Source organism: Pseudomonas sp. R4-34-07, assembly GCF_003852375.1.
In the GTDB taxonomy this organism is placed as follows: domain Bacteria; phylum Pseudomonadota; class Gammaproteobacteria; order Pseudomonadales; family Pseudomonadaceae; genus Aquipseudomonas.
Genome location: NZ_CP027760.1, coordinates 1,249,476 through 1,270,303 on the forward strand (window position 1 = coordinate 1,249,476; position 20,828 = coordinate 1,270,303).

Annotated in this window: 20 protein-coding genes; 7 read left to right on the forward strand and 13 right to left on the reverse strand. The window is 57.6% G+C overall.

Annotation, left to right across the window (positions count from 1 at the left end):
- Positions 1–83: 83 nt before the first annotated feature.
- Together bfr and C4J85_RS05530 are read right to left on the reverse strand one after the other, a co-directional pair.
- Positions 84–554, reverse strand: a complete 471-nt coding sequence (gene bfr / locus C4J85_RS05525; protein WP_124361513.1) for a bacterioferritin — start codon at positions 552–554, stop codon at positions 84–86.
- Between the two features lie 199 nt (positions 555–753).
- Complete coding sequence (locus tag C4J85_RS05530; RefSeq protein ID WP_124365113.1) at positions 754–972, reverse strand: bacterioferritin-associated ferredoxin; 219 nt, start codon at positions 970–972, stop codon at positions 754–756.
- Between the two features lie 245 nt (positions 973–1,217).
- Between C4J85_RS05530 and C4J85_RS05535 the strand changes: the two genes are divergently transcribed.
- Positions 1,218–1,820, forward strand: coding sequence for a peroxiredoxin (locus C4J85_RS05535; RefSeq protein WP_124361514.1), 603 nt, complete (start codon positions 1,218–1,220; stop codon positions 1,818–1,820).
- A gap of 64 nt (positions 1,821–1,884) precedes the next feature.
- On the opposite strand, the gene rnt is transcribed toward C4J85_RS05535, so the two are convergent.
- Positions 1,885–2,559 carry a ribonuclease T gene (gene rnt, locus C4J85_RS05540; RefSeq protein ID WP_124361515.1) on the reverse strand — a complete coding sequence of 225 codons (675 nt, stop codon included), beginning with the start codon at positions 2,557–2,559 and terminating at the stop codon, positions 1,885–1,887.
- Positions 2,556–3,602 carry a dihydroorotase gene (pyrC, locus tag C4J85_RS05545; protein WP_124361516.1) on the reverse strand — a complete coding sequence of 349 codons (1,047 nt, stop codon included), beginning with the start codon at positions 3,600–3,602 and terminating at the stop codon, positions 2,556–2,558. The genes rnt and pyrC overlap by 4 nt, the downstream gene beginning before the upstream one ends.
- Before the next feature lie 156 nt (positions 3,603–3,758).
- Here pyrC and C4J85_RS05550 point away from each other — a divergent pair, with 156 nt between their 5' ends.
- The 3 genes from C4J85_RS05550 to C4J85_RS05560 all read left to right on the forward strand — a co-directional run bounded on the left by C4J85_RS05550 (position 3,759) and on the right by C4J85_RS05560 (position 7,275).
- A complete protein-coding gene (locus C4J85_RS05550; protein WP_124366011.1) occupies positions 3,759–4,667 on the forward strand; it encodes an OmpA family protein in 909 nt (302 codons plus the stop codon).
- Positions 4,668–4,796: 129 nt separating this feature from the next.
- A complete protein-coding gene (locus tag C4J85_RS05555) occupies positions 4,797–6,014 on the forward strand; it encodes an argininosuccinate synthase (protein ID WP_065886002.1) in 1,218 nt (405 codons plus the stop codon).
- Positions 6,015–6,642: 628 nt separating this feature from the next.
- Positions 6,643–7,275 (forward strand): response regulator transcription factor, encoded by a 633-nt coding sequence (locus C4J85_RS05560; RefSeq protein ID WP_003188986.1) that lies wholly within the window; start codon positions 6,643–6,645, stop codon positions 7,273–7,275.
- 87 nt (positions 7,276–7,362) lie between these two features.
- On the opposite strand, the gene C4J85_RS05565 is transcribed toward C4J85_RS05560, so the two are convergent.
- The 4 genes from C4J85_RS05565 to metG all read right to left on the reverse strand — a co-directional run bounded on the left by C4J85_RS05565 (position 7,363) and on the right by metG (position 11,472).
- Positions 7,363–7,545 (reverse strand): PA3496 family putative envelope integrity protein, encoded by a 183-nt coding sequence (locus C4J85_RS05565; RefSeq protein WP_124361519.1) that lies wholly within the window; start codon positions 7,543–7,545, stop codon positions 7,363–7,365.
- A gap of 106 nt (positions 7,546–7,651) precedes the next feature.
- A complete protein-coding gene (gene nth, locus C4J85_RS05570; protein ID WP_124361520.1) occupies positions 7,652–8,290 on the reverse strand; it encodes an endonuclease III in 639 nt (212 codons plus the stop codon).
- A 69-nt stretch (positions 8,291–8,359) separates the two neighbouring features.
- The gene (gene rsxB / locus C4J85_RS05575) at positions 8,360–9,334 is read right to left on the reverse strand and encodes an electron transport complex subunit RsxB (RefSeq protein ID WP_124409167.1); all 975 of its coding nucleotides are present in this window, start codon (positions 9,332–9,334) and stop codon (positions 8,360–8,362) included.
- A gap of 86 nt (positions 9,335–9,420) precedes the next feature.
- Positions 9,421–11,472, reverse strand: coding sequence for a methionine--tRNA ligase (gene metG / locus C4J85_RS05580; protein WP_124409168.1), 2,052 nt, complete (start codon positions 11,470–11,472; stop codon positions 9,421–9,423).
- 172 nt (positions 11,473–11,644) lie between these two features.
- On the opposite strand from metG, the gene apbC reads away from it, so the two are divergent.
- The gene (gene apbC, locus C4J85_RS05585; RefSeq protein WP_124409169.1) at positions 11,645–12,739 is read left to right on the forward strand and encodes an iron-sulfur cluster carrier protein ApbC; all 1,095 of its coding nucleotides are present in this window, start codon (positions 11,645–11,647) and stop codon (positions 12,737–12,739) included.
- 527 nt (positions 12,740–13,266) lie between these two features.
- On the opposite strand, the gene C4J85_RS05590 is transcribed toward apbC, so the two are convergent.
- From C4J85_RS05590 to C4J85_RS05610, 5 genes are all read right to left on the reverse strand, one after another.
- On the reverse strand, positions 13,267–14,685 hold the full coding sequence (locus C4J85_RS05590; RefSeq protein ID WP_164487851.1) for an IS1182 family transposase: 1,419 nt from the start codon (positions 14,683–14,685) through the stop codon (positions 13,267–13,269).
- A gap of 109 nt (positions 14,686–14,794) precedes the next feature.
- Positions 14,795–15,118 carry a ferredoxin FdxA gene (gene fdxA, locus C4J85_RS05595; protein ID WP_124361524.1) on the reverse strand — a complete coding sequence of 108 codons (324 nt, stop codon included), beginning with the start codon at positions 15,116–15,118 and terminating at the stop codon, positions 14,795–14,797.
- A gap of 142 nt (positions 15,119–15,260) precedes the next feature.
- Positions 15,261–17,852, reverse strand: coding sequence for a DNA mismatch repair protein MutS (gene mutS, locus C4J85_RS05600; RefSeq protein ID WP_124366016.1), 2,592 nt, complete (start codon positions 17,850–17,852; stop codon positions 15,261–15,263).
- 183 nt (positions 17,853–18,035) lie between these two features.
- Positions 18,036–18,407 carry a hypothetical protein gene (locus tag C4J85_RS05605; protein WP_124366017.1) on the reverse strand — a complete coding sequence of 124 codons (372 nt, stop codon included), beginning with the start codon at positions 18,405–18,407 and terminating at the stop codon, positions 18,036–18,038.
- A complete protein-coding gene (locus C4J85_RS05610) occupies positions 18,400–18,888 on the reverse strand; it encodes a Panacea domain-containing protein (protein ID WP_124366018.1) in 489 nt (162 codons plus the stop codon). The genes C4J85_RS05605 and C4J85_RS05610 overlap by 8 nt, the downstream gene beginning before the upstream one ends.
- A gap of 262 nt (positions 18,889–19,150) precedes the next feature.
- On the opposite strand from C4J85_RS05610, the gene C4J85_RS05615 reads away from it, so the two are divergent.
- Both C4J85_RS05615 and C4J85_RS05620 read left to right on the forward strand, forming a co-directional pair.
- Positions 19,151–19,885: an XRE family transcriptional regulator gene (locus tag C4J85_RS05615; protein WP_124361528.1), complete on the forward strand. Its 735-nt coding sequence runs from the start codon at positions 19,151–19,153 to the stop codon at positions 19,883–19,885.
- A gap of 589 nt (positions 19,886–20,474) precedes the next feature.
- Positions 20,475–20,813 carry a phage holin family protein gene (locus C4J85_RS05620; RefSeq protein ID WP_124357270.1) on the forward strand — a complete coding sequence of 113 codons (339 nt, stop codon included), beginning with the start codon at positions 20,475–20,477 and terminating at the stop codon, positions 20,811–20,813.
- Positions 20,814–20,828: the final 15 nt, after the last annotated feature.

Consider the following 20,828-nt stretch of genomic DNA (forward strand, 5'->3'; position numbering starts at 1 on the left):
CCGCGTTTATCCAGAATAAACGCGTTGCCTGGGCGTTTTTCGCGAGCAAGCTCGCTCCTACAGTAAAACAAGAACTACGGGGGTTATTCGCCCATCTGCGATTGCAGGTAGTTCTCCAGGCTGACTTTATCGATCAGGCCCAGTTGGGTTTCAAGCCAGTCGATGTGTTCTTCCTGGTCTTCAAGGATATCCTCGAGCAATTCGCGGCTGCCGTAGTCGCCAGTGGCTTCGCAGTGAGCGATGGCGGCCTTGAGGTCGCTGTGGCTCTTGCGTTCAAAGCCCAGGTCGCTGCTGATCATTTCCTGGGTGTGCTCGCCGATATTCAGCTTGCCCAGGTCCTGTACATTCGGCAGGCCTTCTAGGAACAGGATGCGTTTGATCAGCGCATCGGCGTCCTTCATGGCCTTGATCGATTCCTTGTATTCGCGTTTGCCCAGCTTTTCCAGGCCCCAATCGTCATACATGCGTGCATGCAGAAAGTACTGATTGATCGCGACCAGTTCATTGGCAAGGATTTTGTTGAGTTGCTGGATGACTGTGATGTCGCCTTTCATGACTGGGGTCCTGCCCTGTAATCGCTGTGTAGGGGCAGAGTTTGAGCGGCGAAAAACCCGATGTCAAACCTAAGTTATTGAATAATAAATGAAAATTAATCGGAATAAGAATGTTTGTGTTCCGCGTCTTGACGCTAACTAATTGAATTGCAGGCATAAAAAAACCGGACACGGAGTCCGGTTCTTAAAACACGCCTATTTAAGCGTGTGTAAATTCTGCTGAGTAGGGCACGCCAGCCTGGGCTGTCTGCAACTGCGTGAGGGTTTCCCGTACCACTTGCTTGGCGAGGCATGCGCATTTACCGCACTGGCTGGCAACGCCGGTGGTTTCGCGCACTTCCTTGTAGCTGCAGCAACCTTCATAGATTGCTTCGCGGATTTGTCCGTCGGTGACGCCAGTACAGAGGCACACATACATAAGGGAGAACCGTCGCGGGTTTAGGGCTTGAGTGCGATGGATCTTAATGTTAACGAGAATGATTGTCAAAGTAGTTTCATCAACGATCGCACGCACATTGCCTGCGCGCTGACGAACGGTTTTTTCGGTGTATGATGGTCAGTCTTTACGAAGCGTGACCGCGTCACAGGTTTGTCGCTGAGACAAGGCAGACTCGACGCTGGTCCTGTTACTTCAATCGTCACCCCTTCATCAGGAGATATCCAATGAGCGTACTCGTCGGCAAACAAGCCCCGGATTTCGACGTACCCGCCGTTCTCGGCAATGGCGAAATCGTAGACAGCTTCAAACTGTCTGAAGCCATCAAAGGCAAATACGGCCTGGTGTTCTTCTACCCGCTGGACTTCACCTTCGTCTGCCCATCCGAGCTAATCGCTCTGGATCACCGCATGGACGATTTCAAGGCGCGCAATGTTGAAGTGGTCGCCGTTTCCATCGACTCCCACTTCACTCACAACGCCTGGCGCAACACCGCCATCAATGATGGCGGCATCGGCAAAGTCCAATACACCATGGCAGCCGATATGAAGCACGATATCGCCAAGGCCTACGACGTTGAGTCCGAAGGCGGCGTGGCATTCCGTGGCGCGTTCCTGATCGACGACAAGGGCGTTGTGCGCTCGCAGATCATCAACGACCTGCCGTTGGGCCGTAACATGGAAGAGCTGATCCGTCTGGTCGACGCTCTGCAATTCCACGAAGAGCACGGCGAAGTCTGCCCTGCCAACTGGAAAAAAGGCGACAAAGGCATGACCGCTTCTACCGAAGGTGTTGCGGCTTACCTGACCGAGAACGCTGGCAAGCTGTAAGCCAGATTCAAGGTAAAAAAAACCGGCCTGGAAAGGCCGGTTTTTTTATGCGCGGGATTCAACCTCAGTCGTTGAAGTCTTCCCAACCGCCCATCTGTTTCCAGCGATTGACGATGCCACAGAACAGCTCGGCGGTCTTCTCGGTGTCGTAGCGGGCCGAGTGGGCTTCGCGACCGTCGAAATCGATACCGGCTGCCTGGCAGGCTTTTGCCAGTACGGTCTGACCATAGGCCAGGCCGGCGAGCGTAGCGGTGTCGAAGCTGGAGAATGGATGGAACGGGTTACGTTTCATGTCCAGGCGCGCCACGGCGGCGTTCAGGAAGCCCAGGTCGAAACTGCTGTTGTGCCCGACCAGGATCGCGCGTTTGCAGCCATTGGCCTTCAGTGCCTTGCGTACGCCACGGAAGATGTCGGTCAGCGCCGCTTCTTCACTCACTGCCATGCGCAAAGGGTGATCGAGCTTGATCCCGGTGAACTCCAGGGCTGCCGCTTCGATGTTGGCCCCTACAAACGGCTCGACGCGGAAGAAGTGGGTGTGTTCCGGGTACACGAAGCCTTGCTCGTCCATGCCGATGGTGGTCGCGGCAATTTCCAGCAAGGCATCGGTGGCGCAATTGAAGCCGCCGGTTTCTACGTCGATAACGACAGGCAGGTAGCCACGGAAACGTTCGGCCATCGGGTGGCGCGAACCGCCCCCACCGGCGTGTTCCTGGTCGTCATCGTAATGGTCTTCACTCACTTGCTTTCCTCCAGCAGGCGCCAGCGCAGTGTTTCACCGGCGCGCAGCGGGATAACGGTCAACTCGCCAAAGGGCAGGCTGGCAGGGGCGGTCCAGTCTTCACGAACCAGGGTGATGCGGTCGGTATTCGCCGGCAGGCCATAGAAGCGCGGGCCATTGAGGCTGGCGAAGCCTTCGAGCTTGTCCAGGGCGTTGCGTTGTTCGAACGCTTCCGCGTACAGCTCGATGGCAGCAAACGCGGTGTAGCACCCCGCGCAGCCGCAGGCGGCTTCCTTGGCGTGCTGCGCGTGGGGCGCGGAGTCGGTGCCGAGGAAGAACTTCGGGCTGCCGCTGGTGGCGGCATCCAGCAAAGCCACCTGATGGGTGTTGCGCTTGAGGATCGGCAAGCAGTAGAAATGCGGCCGAATCCCGCCCACCAGCATGTGGTTGCGGTTGTACAACAGGTGATGTGCGGTGATGGTCGCGCCGACGTTGGCCGAAGCCTCGGTGACGAACTGCACGGCCTCTGCGGTGGTGATGTGTTCGAACACCACCTTGAGCGTCGGGAACAGCTCGACCACGCGGCGCATGTGCTCGTCGATGAAGATCTTCTCGCGATCGAACACGTCGACATCGCCACGGGTGACTTCACCGTGGATCAACAGCGGCATGCCAACCTCAGCCATGGCTTCGATGGCCGGCAGGATCTTGTCGATGCTGGTGACGCCGGAATCGGAGTTGGTGGTCGCGCCCGCCGGGTACAACTTGGCGGCGTAAACGTAACCGCTGGCCTTGGCCTCACGAATTTCTTCAGGCTGGGTGCGGTCGGTAAGGTAAAGCACCATCAGCGGTTCGAAGCGGCTGCCGGCCGGGCGCACAGCGAGGATTCGCTGGCGATAGGCATCGGCTTCGGCCGCGTTACGCACCGGGGGTACCAGGTTAGGCATGATGATGGCACGGCCAAACGTGCGCGCTACATCGGCCACGGTTTGGGGCAACGCAGCACCATCGCGAAGATGAATATGCCAGTCGTCGGGACGCAGCAGGGTCAGGCGGTCGGACATTGGGGATTCCAGGCGGGTCAATCTGGAGGGAATGCTACCGGAAAAGACTCGTGCAGGCACTCGCTATCAAGTTTTGCAGGATGCGACCGATAGCTCTGGGTATGCCTTAACGATGTATGACGCTTTGAAGTGTTGTAGAAACCAGTGGAGCCTCCCGTGCGCCAGCATTATCTAGCCCTGCTCAGTGTGTTCGCCAGCCTGCCCGCGATGGCCCTCACGTTCCAGACACGTCTGGAGAATATTGAGTGGAAGGTGGAGGGCGATCAGTTCGAGTGCCGACTGACCCAGCCGATCACCGATTTCGGCTCGGGTGAGTTCGTGCGCCGGGCGGGTGAGCAGGCGACATTTCGTCTGAAAGCCTATAACGGTTCGCTTGGTGCCGGCTCTGCCACGTTACTGGCCGCCGCCGCGCCCTGGCAACCGGGCCGCGGCGATATCAACCTCGGTGCGGTACGCGTCGGCAGTGGTGATGTGCTGTTTAACAGCTCCCAGGCCCAGGCCGGGCGGCTGTTTACCGGCTTGCTCGAAGGACGCAGCCCGACCGTGCGACATTACGGTCGCGAGGGTGGTTACTCGGAGATTCGCCTGCTGCCGGTGAAATTCAACAAGGCCTACACCGACTATCAGCTGTGTACTACCAAGTTGTTGCCGATGAATTACGATCAGGTCAAGCAGACGGAAGTCGGCTTCCCCGGTGGTGGCATCGAGCTGGATGCCGCGGCCAAGAAGAAGCTGTCGGTGATTGTCGCGTTCATGAAGGCCGACCCCACCGTCAACCATATCGAGTTGAACGGCCATTCGGATAACAGCGGCAACCGCTTGACCAACCGCGATGTCTCGCGACGCCGCGCCTTGGCGGTGATGGACTACTTCAAGGCCAATGGCATCCAGGAGTCGCAGATCACCCTGCGCTTCCACGGCGAAAGCTACCCCTTGGCGCCCAACACCAATGCCGCCAACCGCGCCCGCAACCGTCGGGTCAACGTGCAGCTCGAGCGCGTAGCGGCGCCCGAGAAACCGGCACCCCAGGCCGCCGCACCCAGCAACCCCGCCGCCACCTCATAACGTGCGACCATCGGTCGCGCGTTCGACATAATCTGTCGCTTTATCTTCATTTGCTGTCGCGCCCCTGTAATTTCACGGTTTTGATCGGTAGAATCGTCGCCTTTCCGTACAACCCCGTGGAGTGATGGCATGGCCGACGTAAACAAGGTCGTTCTCGCGTATTCCGGCGGCCTGGACACTTCGGTGATCCTCAAGTGGCTGCAGGATACTTATAACTGTGAAGTGGTGACCTTCACCGCTGACCTGGGTCAGGGCGAAGAGGTCGAACCTGCACGTGCCAAGGCGCAAGCCATGGGCGTGAAAGAGATCTACATTGACGACCTGCGCGAAGAGTTCGTCCGCGATTTCGTCTACCCGATGTTTCGCGCCAATACTGTCTACGAAGGCGAGTACCTGCTCGGTACCTCCATCGCCCGTCCGCTGATCGCCAAGCGCCTGATCGAAATCGCCAACGAAACCGGCGCAGATGCCATTTCCCATGGCGCCACCGGCAAGGGCAACGACCAGGTGCGTTTCGAATTGGGTGCCTACGCCCTCAAGCCTGGCGTGAAAGTGATCGCACCTTGGCGTGAATGGGACCTGCTGTCCCGTGAAAAGCTGATGGATTACGCTGAAAAGCACGCGATCCCGATCGAGCGTCACGGCAAGAAGAAGTCCCCCTACTCGATGGATGCCAACCTGTTGCACATCTCCTATGAAGGCGGCGTGCTGGAAGACACTTGGACCGAGCACGAAGAAGACATGTGGAAATGGACCGTCTCCCCGGAGAACGCTCCAGACAAGCCGCAGTATCTGGAACTGACCTACCGCAACGGCGATATCGTCGCGCTGGATGGTGTCGAGATGACCCCAGCCACCGTACTGGCAACCTTGAACCGTATCGGTGGTGAACACGGTATTGGCCGTCTCGACATCGTCGAGAACCGTTACGTGGGTATGAAGTCCCGCGGCTGCTATGAAACACCGGGTGGCACTATCATGCTGCGCGCTCACCGCGCCATCGAGTCCATTACCCTGGACCGTGAAGTGGCCCACCTCAAAGATGAGCTGATGCCCAAGTACGCCAGCCTGATCTACACCGGTTACTGGTGGAGCCCTGAGCGTCTGATGCTGCAGCAGATGATCGACGCCTCCCAGGCTCATGTGAACGGTGTCGTGCGCCTGAAGCTGTACAAGGGCAATGTGATCGTGACCGGTCGCAAGTCTGATGAATCACTGTTCGACGCCAACATCGCTACCTTCGAGGAAGATGGCGGTGCCTACAATCAGGCGGATGCAGCCGGCTTCATCAAGTTGAACGCCTTGCGCATGCGCATCGCGGCCAACAAAGGCCGCAAGTTGTTCTGACTGTTTCGCTTGTCCTGAAAAAGCCCCTTATGCAAGGGGCTTTTTTTTGTCCTGAATATACCCATATGGGCATTAATTGAGGTGCGACGTTTACAAACGTTTAGTGTTTGTTTAAGGATTCTGCTTCAAATCCATGCAGCTGTTTTTTTTAATTTCAGCATTTTACTTCTCCAAGGAAAGGTTTTTTACATCTGCATAGGAACTATGTCTTACAGAATTTTCACTCATGCAGGAGCAATTGATATGTAATTTATGGAATTTTCTGTAGGAAAATGGAGTGTGTATAAATATGTTAAATGGAACTGAAACTGATGCGGTTTTTTTAGCCCTTCGTTTACGTTGCGGCGTCATACAAGGGGCATTTCCTGAAAGACGTGTGCGCCACGTTTACCGCGTACGCACGGGGATGAGGATATTTCACTCAAAATATGTACGAGCAGGGAAAGGTCTGAAAGGCTCCATAAAGCCGAATACCTCAAAGTTGGCGAATTTTTGTAGGTTAATTCCTATCTTGCTGTGGGTTGGGTCTCTGCCTACTGTTGCTCGGGGGGGACGCTATGCCAACTAGCAGATGACTAGGCTATTGTGCTTTCTCTAAATAATTCGAACAGCGAAATTGGACTTTCTCATGAATAAAGTGCTGATCGTGGATGATCATCCCGTCATTCGGCTTGCTGTGCGCATGCTAATGGAGCGTCATGGTTATGAGGTCGTTGCCGAGACTGATAACGGTGTCGATGCGTTACAACTTGCGCGGGAACATATGCCGGACATTGTCATACTGGATATTGGAATACCCAAGCTCGATGGCCTTGAAGTTATTTGTCGGTTAGCTTCAACCAAGCAAGCCGTATCGTTCAAGGTACTGGTGCTGACGTCCCAGGCACCTGGTCATTTTTCCATGCGCTGCATGCAGGCCGGGGCTGCCGGCTACGTGTGCAAGCAGCAGGATTTGACCGAGTTGCTGAGCGCCATCAAGGCAGTGCTTTCCGGCTACAGCTATTTCCCGAACCAGGCGCTCAATTCGGTACGCTCCACGATGGGCAACGCCAGTGAAGCCGACATGGTTGAACGTTTGTCGGGGCGGGAAATGATGGTGCTCCAGCAACTGGCCCGTGGCAAAACCAATAAGGAAATCGCCGATGGCATGTTCCTCAGCAACAAGACCGTCAGCACCTACAAGACGCGCCTGCTATTGAAGCTCAATGCCCGCTCCCTGGTCGACTTGATAGAACTGGCCCAACGCAATGGCTTGGTGTGAGCAGGGCGCTCCGCCGCTCTGACGTTCGTGTAACAACCGGCACAAAAAAGCCCCCGTCAGGGAGGCTTCCGACCGTCTGCCAGAGGGTCAAAGATCGAAGTCGTAATCGGCCAATTGTTTCTGCAAGCGTCGCTCTTCCAGAAGATTGTCGATAGTTCGGCGTTTGCTCAAATTGGTCTTGGCTACCTCTGCGACGGGCGCTGGCGCCTCATCGTCTTCCAGCTCCACCAGGTCGTCATCAACTTCGATTTGTTCTTTGCCAGTGCTCATAGGTTCACTCCAGGCTAAGACTGCCGTTGGCGCCCCTTATAGCGATAATCCACGAACGGGTAAAAAAGATTTTTTCAATCGATGGATAGAGAAAACCCCGGAACCCTCAATCGTCGGATGTCTTGTGCTTGTATTCGCATAAATCTTCGATCCTGCAGCTGCCACATCGAGGCTTGCGCGCCTGGCAAACATAGCGCCCGTGAAGAATCAGCCAATGGTGTGAATCGAGCAGATAGGGCTTGGGCACGAATTTCATCAGTTGTTTTTCGACCTCGACCACATTCTTGCCGCGAGCGATGCCGGTTCGATTGCTGACGCGAAAAATATGGGTGTCCACCGCCATGGTGAGTTGACGGAATGCGGTGTTGAGCACCACGTTAGCGGTCTTGCGCCCGACTCCGGGCAGCGCTTCCAGGGCTTCCCGGGTTTGCGGCACTTCGCTGGCGTGTAGCTCCATGAGCAGGCGGCACGTCTCGATCACGTTCTTGGCCTTGCTGTTGTACAGGCCGATGGTCTTGATGTACTCCGATAGTCCCTCCACACCCAAGGCATAAATAGCCTCTGGCGTATTGGCCACCGGGAATAGCTTGGCCGTGGCCTTGTTGACGCCAACGTCGGTGGATTGGGCCGACAGGATCACCGCGATCAACAGCTCGAACGGCGAGGAGTACGCCAGTTCAGTCTTGGGTTCCGGATTGTCTTCGTGAAACCTGCGGAAAATTTCCAGGCGTTTTGCAGCGTTCATAAGGGCGGACGTTTCCTTGCAGGCGGTCGACGGGATTGAAGCGATACACAGTGCAGCATCAGCTGTGGGTCAGGTGTTGCCGGTGGCGTCGGCCTCGGCATCATGCAGCGTCTGCTCGGCGGCGTTCAGCGCGGCGCTCAGGCTGGCCAGTTGTTGTTCATCAGCTTGTTGATCCTGGGCCTTTTTCAACTCGGCCCGGCGCATCGCCAGTTGAATCTTGGCGCGTTTGAGCTCAGGGCCCTGGGTGGTCGGCAGCGTTGGCGGGCTGTTGCCTTCCAGCGCGGCAAGCGCCTGCTCCGAGGCTTCGAACTGCCTTTGCAGGACAATCAATTGTGACTGCTGCTCATAAGTCGGCGGATGCCCAAACGCCTTCAGGGACTTGTGCAGTTGAGCACGGCTCATGGCGAGATTGATTTTGGCTTGCTTGATCGCGGCATCCTGAGCGGCCTGATGGGGATCGGCTTGTGCCGCGGCCACCGGGGCCTTGCGCTTGGCCCGCGCCAGGCGTTCGGCGAGCTTGCAGGCTTCCTCACGTTGCAGGCGCGCGTTGCGCTGTTCGAAACGCCGCCGAGCGCGGTCGCGTTTGAGGCCACGTTCGTGCCGTTCGTGATCGCTGCCCGCCAGGCCGCCCACGATAGGCAAGACGTCAGCGAGTGGGCGCAGCTCGATGCAGTCGACAGGGCAGGGCGCTACACACAGGTCGCAACCGGTGCACTCGTCGATAATTACCGTATGCATCAACTTGGCGGCGCCCACGATGGCGTCCACCGGGCAAGCCTGGATGCATTTGGTGCAACCGATGCATTCGGCCTCACGGATATAGGCGATCTGCGCCGGCGCGTCTCCACGGCTGGTATCCAGGGCCAGCACTGGCACACGCAGCAATTGCGCGAGCCCGGCGATGGTTTCCTGGCCTCCGGGTGGGCACTTGTTGATTGCCTCGCCGTTGGCGATGCCTTCGGCGTAAGGCTTGCAGCCCGGGTGCCCGCACTTGCCGCATTGAGTCTGCGGTAGCAGCGCGTCGATACGTTGAATGAGGTTCATGCTTTGATCATAGCGTTGACGCCAGGCCCACCGGTGCAGGCAGGCTGAAAAGCCCGGCGCCGAAGCGCCAGGGCATCTTGCAGGGTTTACTTGATGCGTTGACCCGGCTTGGCGCCGCTGTCCGGGCTCAGCAGGTAGATTTCTTCGCCGCCAGGGCCAGCCGCCATCACCATGCCTTCAGACATGCCAAACTTCATTTTTCGTGGCTTGAGGTTGGCGACCATCATGGTCAGGCGACCATCGAGCTTGGACGGGTCAGGGTAAGCGCTCTTGATACCGGAGAACACATTGCGTCGCTCGCCGCCCAAATCCAGGGTCAGGCGCAGCAGCTTGTCGGCACCTTCCACGGCTTCGGCCTTGACGATCAGTGCAACGCGCAGGTCCACGGCGGCAAAGGTGTCGAACTCGATTTCATCGGAAATAGGGTCCTTGGCCAGCTCGCCGTTACCTGCGGGCGCAGTCGAGCCGGTATCTGTCTGGCTGGCGACCAGGTCTTCTTTCGAAGCGTCGGTCATGGCCTGGACTTTCACCGGGTCTATGCGGGTCATCAGGGGCTTGAACGCGTTCAACTGGTGGTTGCTGAGCAGCGTGGCGTGGTCATTCCAGGTCAGTGGCGCGACGTTGAGGAACGCTTCTGCGTCGGCGGCCAGCAGCGGCAGCACCGGCTTGAGGAAGATCACCAACTGACGGAACAGGTTGATGCCGGTGGCGCAGATCGCCTGAACCTCGGCCTCTTTGCCTTCCTGCTTGTTCAGCGACCAGGGTGCCTTGTCCGCAATCCAGGCATTGGCACGGTCAGCCAGGCCCATGATTTCGCGCATTGCACGGGCAAAGTCACGGGCTTCATAGGCGTCGGCGATGCTCGGCGCGGCGGCCAGGAACGCATCGGTCAGTTCCGGAGCGGCATTTTCAGAGACCAGTACCCCCGCATTTCCCTTATGGATGAACCCGGCACAACGGCTGGCGATATTGACGACCTTGCCGACCAGGTCCGAGTTGACCTTCTGGACGAAGTCTTCCAGGTTCAGGTCGAGGTCGTCGACGCCACGGCCCAGCTTGGATGCATAGTAGTAACGCAGATACTCCGGCGACAGGTGGTCCAGGTAGGTGCGCGCCTTGATAAAGGTGCCACGGGACTTGGACATCTTCTGCCCGTTCACCGTCAGGTAGCCGTGCACGGCAATGCCGGTCGGCTTGCGGAAGCCCGAACCTTCGAGCATCGCCGGCCAGAACAACGCGTGGAAGTTGACGATGTCCTTGCCGATGAAGTGGTACAGCTCAGCGGTGGAGTCTTTGCCCCAGAACGCATCGAAGTCCAGCTCTGGCGTGCGGTCGCAGAGGTTCTTGAAGCTGGCCATGTAGCCGATCGGCGCATCCAGCCACACGTAGAAGTACTTGCCCGGCTCGCCCGGGATTTCAAAGCCGAAGTACGGCGCATCGCGGGAGATGTCCCACTGCTGCAAGCCGCTGTCGAGCCATTCGGCGAGCTTGTTGGCCACGGCGTCCTGCAGGGTGCCGCTGCGCGTCCAGGTTTGCAGCATCTGCTGGAAATCCGGAAGTTTGAAGAAGAAGTGCTGGGAATCCTTGAGCACCGGGGTGGCGCCGGAGATGGCCGACTTCGGATCCTTCAAATCAGTCGGGGCATAAGTCGCGCCGCATTTTTCGCAGTTGTCGCCGTACTGGTCTGCGGTGCCGCATTTCGGGCAGGTGCCCTTGATGAAGCGGTCGGCCAGGAACATTTTCTTTTCCGGATCGAAGTACTGGGTGACCGACCGCTGGTCGATGTGCCCGGCTTCCTTCAATCGCAGGTAGATCTGGCTCGAAAGCTCACGATTTTCGTCGGAGTGGGTCGAATGGAAGTTGTCGAAATCCACCAGGAACTCGGCAAAGTCGGCGCTGTGTTCAGCCTGCACATTGGCGATCAGTTGTTCCGGGGTGATGCCTTCCTTTTCGGCGCGCAACATGATGGCCGAACCGTGGGCGTCGTCCGCGCAGACGTAAATGCATTGATTGCCGCGATGCTTCTGGAAGCGCACCCACATATCGGTCTGGATGTACTCAAGCATATGGCCAAGATGGATGGAACCATTGGCATAGGGCAGGGCGCTGGTGACGAGGATCTTGCGTGGCTCGGACATGGGGCTCGGCTACTTGATGAAACGGAGGTCGGCCACTATAAAGCGCCGGGAAATTTATTTCACCCCGTGGTGCTGTTTCAGAATTTTCCATCCCTGCGAAAGCATGCCGCTGGCGGCCTGGAACGGTTAGGATAGCCGCCTGTTTCAGTCAGTCTTTTTTCGGGAGTTGCCCATGAGCGCCGTCAATCGCGCAGCGGTGGAAGCCGTTCTTCGCCAGTACACCGACCCCTATTTGAACCAGGACCCGGTCAGTGCCGGCTGTGTACGGGCTATCGAGGTCCAGGGTGACCAGGTATCGGTCCGGTTGGAACTGGGCTATGCCGCTGGCCTGTTCAAAAGCGGATGGGCGCAGATGTTGCAAATAGCCATCGAAGGCCTCGATGGCGTGCGCTCGGCCAAGGTCGATATCCAGTGCGTGATCGCGCCGCACAAGGCCCAGGCGCAGATCCCTGGCCTGGCCAACGTCAAGAATGTGATCGCCGTGGCGTCGGGCAAGGGCGGTGTGGGCAAATCCACCACCGCCGCCAACCTGGCCTTGGCCCTGGCCCGTGAAGGCGCGCGCGTGGGCATCCTCGACGCCGATATCTATGGTCCGAGCCAGGGTGTGATGTTCGGCATCGCCGAAGGTACACGGCCGAAGGTCAAGGACCAGAAATGGTTTGTGCCGATCGAGTCCCTGGGCGTGGAGGTCATGTCCATGGCTTTCCTGACCGATGACAACACGCCGATGGTCTGGCGCGGGCCGATGGTCTCCGGTGCGTTACTGCAACTGGTCACCCAGACCGCCTGGGGCGATTTGGACTACCTGGTAATCGATATGCCGCCCGGTACTGGCGATATCCAGCTGACCCTGGCGCAGAAAGTCCCGGTGGCCGGCTCGGTGATCGTCACCACGCCTCAGGACTTGGCGTTGCTGGACGCGAAGAAAGGCGTGGAAATGTTCCGCAAGGTCAACATCCCGGTGCTGGGTGTGGTGGAAAACATGGCCGTTCACATCTGCTCCAACTGCGGCCATGCCGAGCACCTGTTCGGTGAGGGTGGTGGCGAGAAGCTGGCGACTCAATACGGCGTCGAACTGCTGGCCTCGTTGCCGCTGTCGATGGCCATTCGTGAACAGGCCGACGGCGGCAAGCCCACTGTGGCTGCCGAGCCCGATGGTCAGATTGCTATGGTCTACCAGAAGTTGGCCCGCCATGTGGGCGCGAGAATAGTGCTGCAGGAAGCGATTGCCCCTGCGATGCCGACGATCACGGTCAGCGACGACTGAACCTTGCGTAGGAACGTGACCTGTCAGGCTCGTTACGCTTTTTCCGCAGCAACCTGTGTAAGCATTCGCTTACTTTTTTGTAGGTATTCGGTTTTTTTACAGGGTGTGAGCGTCTCGAATCCGTGAGCGATGTTTCTAACTGATTGAAATAAAACAGTTATTCATCTCTGTGTAAACGCCCGCGCCCTGCAGTCGCCCAGTTGGATCCCGTTGAACTTATTTTGGGATTCTCTAACATCAGCCCTGTGTCCACGGATTGGCACGGCCATCAAGGAATGATGGTTTGAAGGAATGTCGCAGGATGCGATTCATCAGGACGATGAAAAGGAATACAGGGACTAAGGAAAAAATGTGGGCGGGTCATACCGCCCCTTTTTTCGCCTGTAGAAAAGTGAAACCGGCTACGTAGAAACGCAAAAAGGCCCGCAACAGACTGTGTGAAAACGCACTGAAGGCCAGCCCAACAAACGCCCCGAACTTGTTCGGGGCGTTTTGTTTTGTGTGAGTAACAGACGGAAAAAGGCCTTTCAGCCCATCAGCGCCATCAACTGGCGGGCTCCGAGCACGCTAATCGCTCGCTTGAGGTTGTAAGCATTCACCGCCAATGCCATTTCTGCTTTTGCTCCCTCCAACTGGCGCAGCAGGAAGCGACCATTCCCAAACAGCCATTGCTTGAGGTTGCCGAAAGGGTGCTCAACGATGGATCTTCGGCTGACCATCATCTGCGGATGGGCCAGCATTCGCTGCTCCATTCGCTCAAAGGCTTCCTCATGGGCATGGCGCGAGACATAACGGCGTTGGGCGCCAGTGCATTGGGATTTGAGCGAGCAGGCAGTGCAATCACTGACATCGGCCTGATAGATCCGATCTCCCTTGTTGCGCTGCTTAAGCGTCAGCCACTTGCCCGCTGGGCATTGATAACGATCATGTTTGGCTTCGTAGGTAAAGTCTTTGCGCTCGAAGAGCTCCTCACCGCCTGGGTTAGCGGAGCGATTCGGTGGCACATAGACGGTAATGGCAGCCTCCTCGCAGGCCTGAAACTGCTGGCCGTTTGAGTAGCCAGCATCGGCCGTCACGCTCAAGGCCTCTTGTTCCAAGTGCTCTTTGGCGGCCTTGGCCATTGGCTCAAGCTGTTTTCGGTCGTCGCCGTCCTGGGTCACTTCGTGGTGCAGAATCAGGCAGTGTGCGGCGTCTACGGCAGTTTGTACGTTGTAAGCCACCCGCGGCCCTGTTGGCGTGCGCATCATTCGGGCATCACTTTCGTGGGTGTTGAACTGTTCGAGGGCCATCGAGCTCATCAGCGCCTGGCAGCTCTGATTGTCCTGCTGGCGAACTTCAAGCTGTGCCAGCGCTGTTTTAATCGCGCCGCGATCAATCACCTCTCCCGCCTCGGCCTTGTCAGCCTCATCCAGTTCGGCCAGATACTGAGCAATGCGCTTATCCAGTTTCTCTTCCTGACGCTTGAGTTGTTTGAGACTCATGTGACGCCGCGAGGACGCCACTGCCTGAAACTTGCTGCCATCAATGGCCACCAAGTCGCCCGCGATCAGGCCGGCCACGCGGCAAAACCGGACGAAGGCACGGCACGTCGCCACAAAAGCCAGTTTGTTGTTTTTACGAAAGTCAGCGATGGTTTTGAAGTCGGGTTTCAGCCGGTTGATCAGCCACATCACTTCGATGTTGCGCTGGCACTCCGCTTCGAGACGACGCGATGAACGAATCCGCTGGAAATAGCCGTAGAGATAGAGTTTTAGCTGATCGGCAGGATCATACGCAGGGCGACCTGTACTTTTGGGCAGCGCTTTATCAAAGCCCAGTTGCACCAGATCCAACTTGGCGACGTAGAGGTCGATGACGCGAACAAGGTGATCCTCAGGGATCAACTCATCCAGCGAGACCGGAAACAGGCTGGTCTGGCTGCGGGACTCGCCTTGAATGTAGGCCATAACGAAAAATGCTCCGTATCTTTCGATACGGAGCATTTTCTTTGAGCTCTGCGCAGATTGCTAGGTTTTCACACAGTCTGGCAAGGGGCCTTTTGGGACGGTGACGCTATCAGCGTTCGAGCTGTGCAATCTTACCTTTTTTGCCGTCCCACTCCGCTGCATCGGGCATCGGATCTTTGCGTTCAGTGATGTTCGGCCAAATCTCTGCCAGCTCGACGTTCAACTGAATGAATTCCTGCATCTCTGCCGGGACTTCGTCCTCGGAGAAAATCGCAACGGCCGGGCATTCTGGTTCACACAGGGCGCAGTCAATGCACTCGTCCGGGTGGATGACCAGGAAATTCGGGCCTTCGTAGAAGCAGTCCACCGGACACACTTCTACGCAGTCGGTGTACTTGCACTTGATGCAGTTGTCGGTGACGACGAAGGTCATTTCTAATTTTCTCCTCAGGCGGCGGCAGCGAAACCCTGTGTGGCAGGGCTCGCGAGGTTCGGGAGCGATAGTCTGCAGGCCAGGCTCATAGCCCGCAGCATCCCAAACCGCGCGAGAGTCTACCAGCTTGCAAGCGTCAGCGTTATATCCGAGTCTTCAGTGCATATAACATTTCGAGCGCTTTGCGTGGGGTCAAGTCATCCACGTCGAGCTTAGCCAACTCATCGAGTACCGGATGGGGCAGGCTGGCGAACATATCGCTCTGATGCGGCACGGCGGATTTCTTGCTGGCCTTGGCTGGGCTGGCGACGACCGTTTCATGGGGCAGGGCCATGGTTTCGAGGCGGCTGAGGTGCTCGCGGGCGCGGGTGATCACATCATTTGGCACACCGGCCAATTGTGCGACCGCCAAGCCATAACTCTGGCTCGCCGGGCCCGGCAGCACATGGTGCAGGAACACGATGCGCTCGTTGTGCTCGGTGGCATTGAGGTGCACGTTGGCTACCAGCGGCTCGCTTTCCGGTAACACGGTCAGTTCGAAGTAGTGGGTAGCAAACAACGTATATGCGCGCAAATGAGCCAGGCGTTCGGCCGCCGCCCATGCCAGCGACAGGCCGTCGAACGTGCTGGTGCCGCGCCCGACTTCGTCCATCAGCACTAGGCTACGCTCGGTGGCGTTATGCAGAATATTGGCGGTTTCGCTCATTTCCACCATGAACGTCGAGCGCCCGCCGGCCAGGTCATCACTGGAACCGATCCGGGTAAAAATCCGGTCCACCAGGGACAGCTCGCAACTGGCCGCCGGCACGAAGCTACCGATGTGGGCCAGCAGCACGATCAATGCGGTCTGGCGCATGTAGGTGGATTTACCGCCCATGTTCGGACCGGTAATCACCAGCATGCGGGTGTCGTCGTCCAGCGACAGGTCGTTGGCGACGAACGGCGTGGTCAGCACCTGCTCTACCACCGGATGGCGCCCTTGTACGATACGCATGCACGGTTCGCTGACAAACCGTGGGCAGTTCAAATCCAGGTTCAGCGCACGCTCCGCGAGGTTGCTCAGCACATCCAGCTCCGCCAGGGCGGCTGCGGTGTCTTGTAGCGGTGCCAGGCGGCTGATCAAGTCTTCAAGCAAGGCTTCATAGAGCATTTTTTCCCGCGCCAGGGCGCGGCTTTTGGCCGACAGCGCCTTGTCTTCGAAGGCTTTAAGCTCTGGAGTGATAAACCGCTCGGCGCCTTTGAGGGTCTGGCGACGTTGATAATCGATAGGCGCCGACTCGGCCTGCTTGCTCGGCAACTCGATAAAATAGCCGTGCACCCGGTTGTAACCGACCTTCAGATTGGCCAGCCCGGTGCGGGCTTTTTCGCGCGCCTCCAGGTCGATCAGGAACTGCCCGGCGTTTTCGCTCAGCGACTGCAGCTCATCCAGTTCACTGTCGTAACCCGTCTTCAGAACGCCGCCATCACGGATGATCGCCGGCGGGTTATCGATAATGGCCTTTTCCAGCAGGGCCGCGAGATCCGGATAAGTGCCGGCGGTGACGGCCAACTGCTGCAGGTGCGCAGTGTCCAACTCGGTCATCGCCGCCTGCAATTGCGGCAGGGCACCGAGGGCATCACGCAGGCGCGCCAGGTCACGTGGACGCGCGTTGCGTAGGCCGATTCGCGCCAGGATGCGCTCTATATCGCCAATCTCTTTGAGTTGCGGCTGCAGCTTTTCAAAACGATAGCCGTCCAGCAGGCAGGTAATGGAAGACTGACGCGCTTGCAGCACGCTTAAATCTCGCAACGGACGGTTCAGCCAGCGGGTCAGCAAGCGGCTGCCCATGGCGGTCTGGCAGCGGTCGACTACCGATTGCAGCGTATTGTCACGCCCACCCGACAAGTTGGTATCCAGTTCCAGGTTGCGACGGCTGGCGCCATCGAGTACCACGGTATCGTCCAGACGCTCATGGCGCAGGCTGCGCAAGTGCGGCAGGGCCGTGCGCTGGGTTTCCTTGGCGTAGCTGAGCAGGCAGCCGGCGGCGCCGATGGCCATGGTCAAGGTTTCGCAACCGAAGCCTTTGAGGTCCTGCACGGAGAATTGCTGACACAGGCTTTTAAGCGCCGAATCTCGCTCGAAATCCCACGGTGCGCGCCGCTTGGTCCCACGGCGCTTCTCCGCCGGCAGGTCCTTGGGCCAATCGTCCGGAATCAACAACTCCACCGGGTTGATACGCTCCAGTTCCGCCAGCAGGTTCTCCCAGCCCTTGATCTCCAGCACGCTGAAATTGCCGCTGGTGATATCCAGTACCGACAGGCCGAACAAACGCTCATCACCCAGGACAGCCGCGATCAAGTTATCGCGCCGCTCATCCAGCAGCGCCTCATCACTCACCGTCCCCGGCGTAATAATGCGCACCACCTGGCGTTCCACCGGCCCCTTGCTGGTCGCCGGATCGCCGATCTGCTCACAGATCACCACCGACTCGCCCAGCTTCACCAGCTTGACCAAGTAACCTTCCAACGAATGGTAAGGAATCCCACACATCGGAATCGACTGTCCCGCCGATTGCCCACGAGCGGTCAGGGTGATGTCCAGCAACTTGGCGGCCTTCTTCGCATCCTCATAGAAGATCTCGTAGAAGTCGCCCATGCGATAGAACATCAACTGATCAGGGTGCTGGTTCTTCAGGCGCCAGTACTGCTGCATCATTGGGGTGTGGGAGGATAGATCGGAGGCGTTTTTACTCATTGGGTAATAGGCAAATTCGTTGAAAGTGATGGGGCAAAGGGCGCGCTTGGCCCAGCATTTTTTGCGATGGCGGCAAGGTTAACACGCGAGGTCGGGGGTTCGCAGTTTGCAAAAGGCCAGGTAATACGCGGGAAGAAAAACGGCTATGCATTAAAGGTGCACGAAGTGCCGTCTGTAGAGGCTTTACTTTGCCCTGCGACCGCTGGCAGGAAACAAACCTCTGATAACACCCAGGAAAGCCGCAAACAGATTGATCGAAGTTGCGGTGGTGATGGCCATTAACACGTTATCCGAGAACGGCGCTTTACCGGAGTAATACGTCGACCAGCCATTCCACACGAGGAGGACCGCCCAGAAGATCACGCCGCAGGCAGCAAACCAAAAGGCGCGCCCCGCATATTTCTTGCGCAGCTGCCTTTCGGCCTTCTGGTCTTTCAGATTCTGGTTTCTTTCATCGTCGGTGCCTATGGCTTGCTCGCCACCGGCTTGGGAGTCCTGGTCAGGCCCTGCCATGGGGGGCAGGGTGAGTTCCAGGTTGTCGAGTTCTTCACTCACGGATGCGGCTCTTTGGGTGAATGAGTGCTGCCATGTCTTCCCAGTCAATGGCGGAACCGTCGGCGCCCTTGAGGGCCCAGGCTGTGCCGTCCTCGTGGGAAAGGTTGGACAGTTGAGTGCCGGACCATTTGCCGTATTTGTTAATGATCCGGTCAATCAAACGATGGGTGTAGGTATCGCTCTCAGGAACCCTCGGTGTAACAAAGACAATGTCTTCGTCGTCGGGCTTCAAATTGCTGAGCAGCGAAGTCACGGGACGGCTGCCGTAGGATTTCAACTCATGGTAAAGCGATGGAATGACCGGGCCATATTGCCAGCGGGCAAAGTGGTCATCCATAAGCGGTTGATCCCGCTCGCGCAGATGCCAGGACTGGGTATAGAACAGGAGCTTTTGCAGCTTCATCGGCGTCAGGCCTGAAAGCTTGCCTTCCTTCGCGCGTTCAATGAAGGCGTTAGCGACAGCTAGAGCTGAATAAGCCATGAGCACCTCCGTCGTTGCTGGCTAGGTTGTTACAGAGTTTATACATAGGCCCTGAATTGTCGATAAGCAAGGGCGGCTGTCAATCTGCGCCCTTTTACATCCGGTCGCCTGCGAGTATATGAAGTCGCACGGAATGATAGAGGCTGTTTGACTGTTCGTATATACAGTATTTTGTTTCAGATTCGCCTAATCAGCTTGTTTAATGCATAAATATGCAAATTAGCATTTGCCATTCGCAAAAACTCTCGTCACTATTCCGGTTATGCAAAAACGCAACGTTTCTATCGTCTTGAAAGAGCTGCTGGATCGCGACCGAATCTCCCCCACGGAGCTTCATCGGCGCACTGGCGTGCCTCAATCCACCCTGTCCCGGATCCTCAGCGGCAAGATCGTTGATCCGTCGGACAAACACATCTCACGCATCGCCGAATACTTCCGCGTCAGCACCGACCACCTGCGCGGACGCGCAGCGGTAGGTACCTTGCGTGATGACGGGCGCGACCCGATGCATTCGGAACTCAAGGACATAAGCCTGTGGGACGACGACACCCCCGTTAATGATGACGAGGTGTCGATCCCCTTTCTGCGTGAGGTTGAATTGGCTGCTGGATCAGGAAGATTCGTCATCGAGGAAAGCGAGAAGGCCAGCCTGCGCTTTGGAAAGCGCAGCCTGCGGCATAACGGCGTGCAGTTCGACCAGGCCAAATGCGTGACGGTACGTGGCAACAGTATGTTGCCGGTGCTTCGCGATGGCGCGACGGTGGGGGTGAATGCCGGCAAGAGCGGGATTGGCGATATTGTCGATGGTGACCTGTACGCCATCAATCATAATGGCCAGCTGCGGGTGAAACAGCTCTACCGCCTGCCGTCCGGGATTCGTCTGCGCAGTTTCAATCGTGACGAGCATCCGGACGAGGACTACAGCTTCCAGGATATCCAGGATGAGCAGATCAGCATCCTCGGCCATGTGTTCTGGTGGGGCATGTATGCCCGCTGACCTACTTACGTAAGACAAAGCCCGCCAACGAGCGGGTTTTTTTTCGCCTGGGGAAAACCGGCAAACCCTTTGCCCACGGGCTCTTGATGCACGAGCGCATGAACCAAGCAAAAATAAATGCATTTGTGCATTGACTGTATATGCGTACATGCATATTCTTCATCTCAAGCCAGCCAACAAGGCCTGGTGGAGGCGGCAAGGATGCTGCCAAGGAAGACAAGGAAGGCACGCAACACCGGCAAGGACGCCATCGAAGCGATGGCAAGGATGCCAGGCGACACCGGCAAGGATGCCGACGCTCTTTAGTGGTAGCGCTTCAAAAACAGGCAGCGATGAACCGGCCTTAACGGTTCAGAGGGTTGGCAACTGACCCGGGTGTGCAGCGTAAAGCACCAGAAGCAGTTATCCGGCAGACAGGGATCGTGGTCGGAAAAACATTGAGGAAAGGACCGTACCGCGCCAGTAGCGCCGAAAGTCCGCAGACAGCATTACTGAAAAGCCTGGGCAACCGGGCTTTTTGGAATGCCTACCTATCGAAGTATGTGTAATTGAAAAACGGACTATTCAGTGCTCAGCCAGGAGGCGTGACATGACAAACGAACAACAAGCGTTAGCGGAAATGCCTATCTGGCTGGTGATTATATTGGCGTTGATCGGCGGGGTGTCCGGCGAAATGTGGCGCGCCGACAAGGAGGGCGCCCGCGGCTGGTCGCTGATTCGGCGCCTGGCGCTCCGCTCCGGGGCGTGCATGGTCTGCGGGGTTTCGGCCCTGATGCTGTGCTACGCCGCCGGTATGTCCATCTGGACCGCCGGCGCCATTGGTTGCCTGACCGCCATGGCTGGTGCCGACGTGGCCATCGGCCTTTATGAGCGCTGGGCGGCCAAGCGCATCGGGATCAATGAAGGCTCCCGTCAGGACCCGCAGTAACCGCAAGGACGCTAC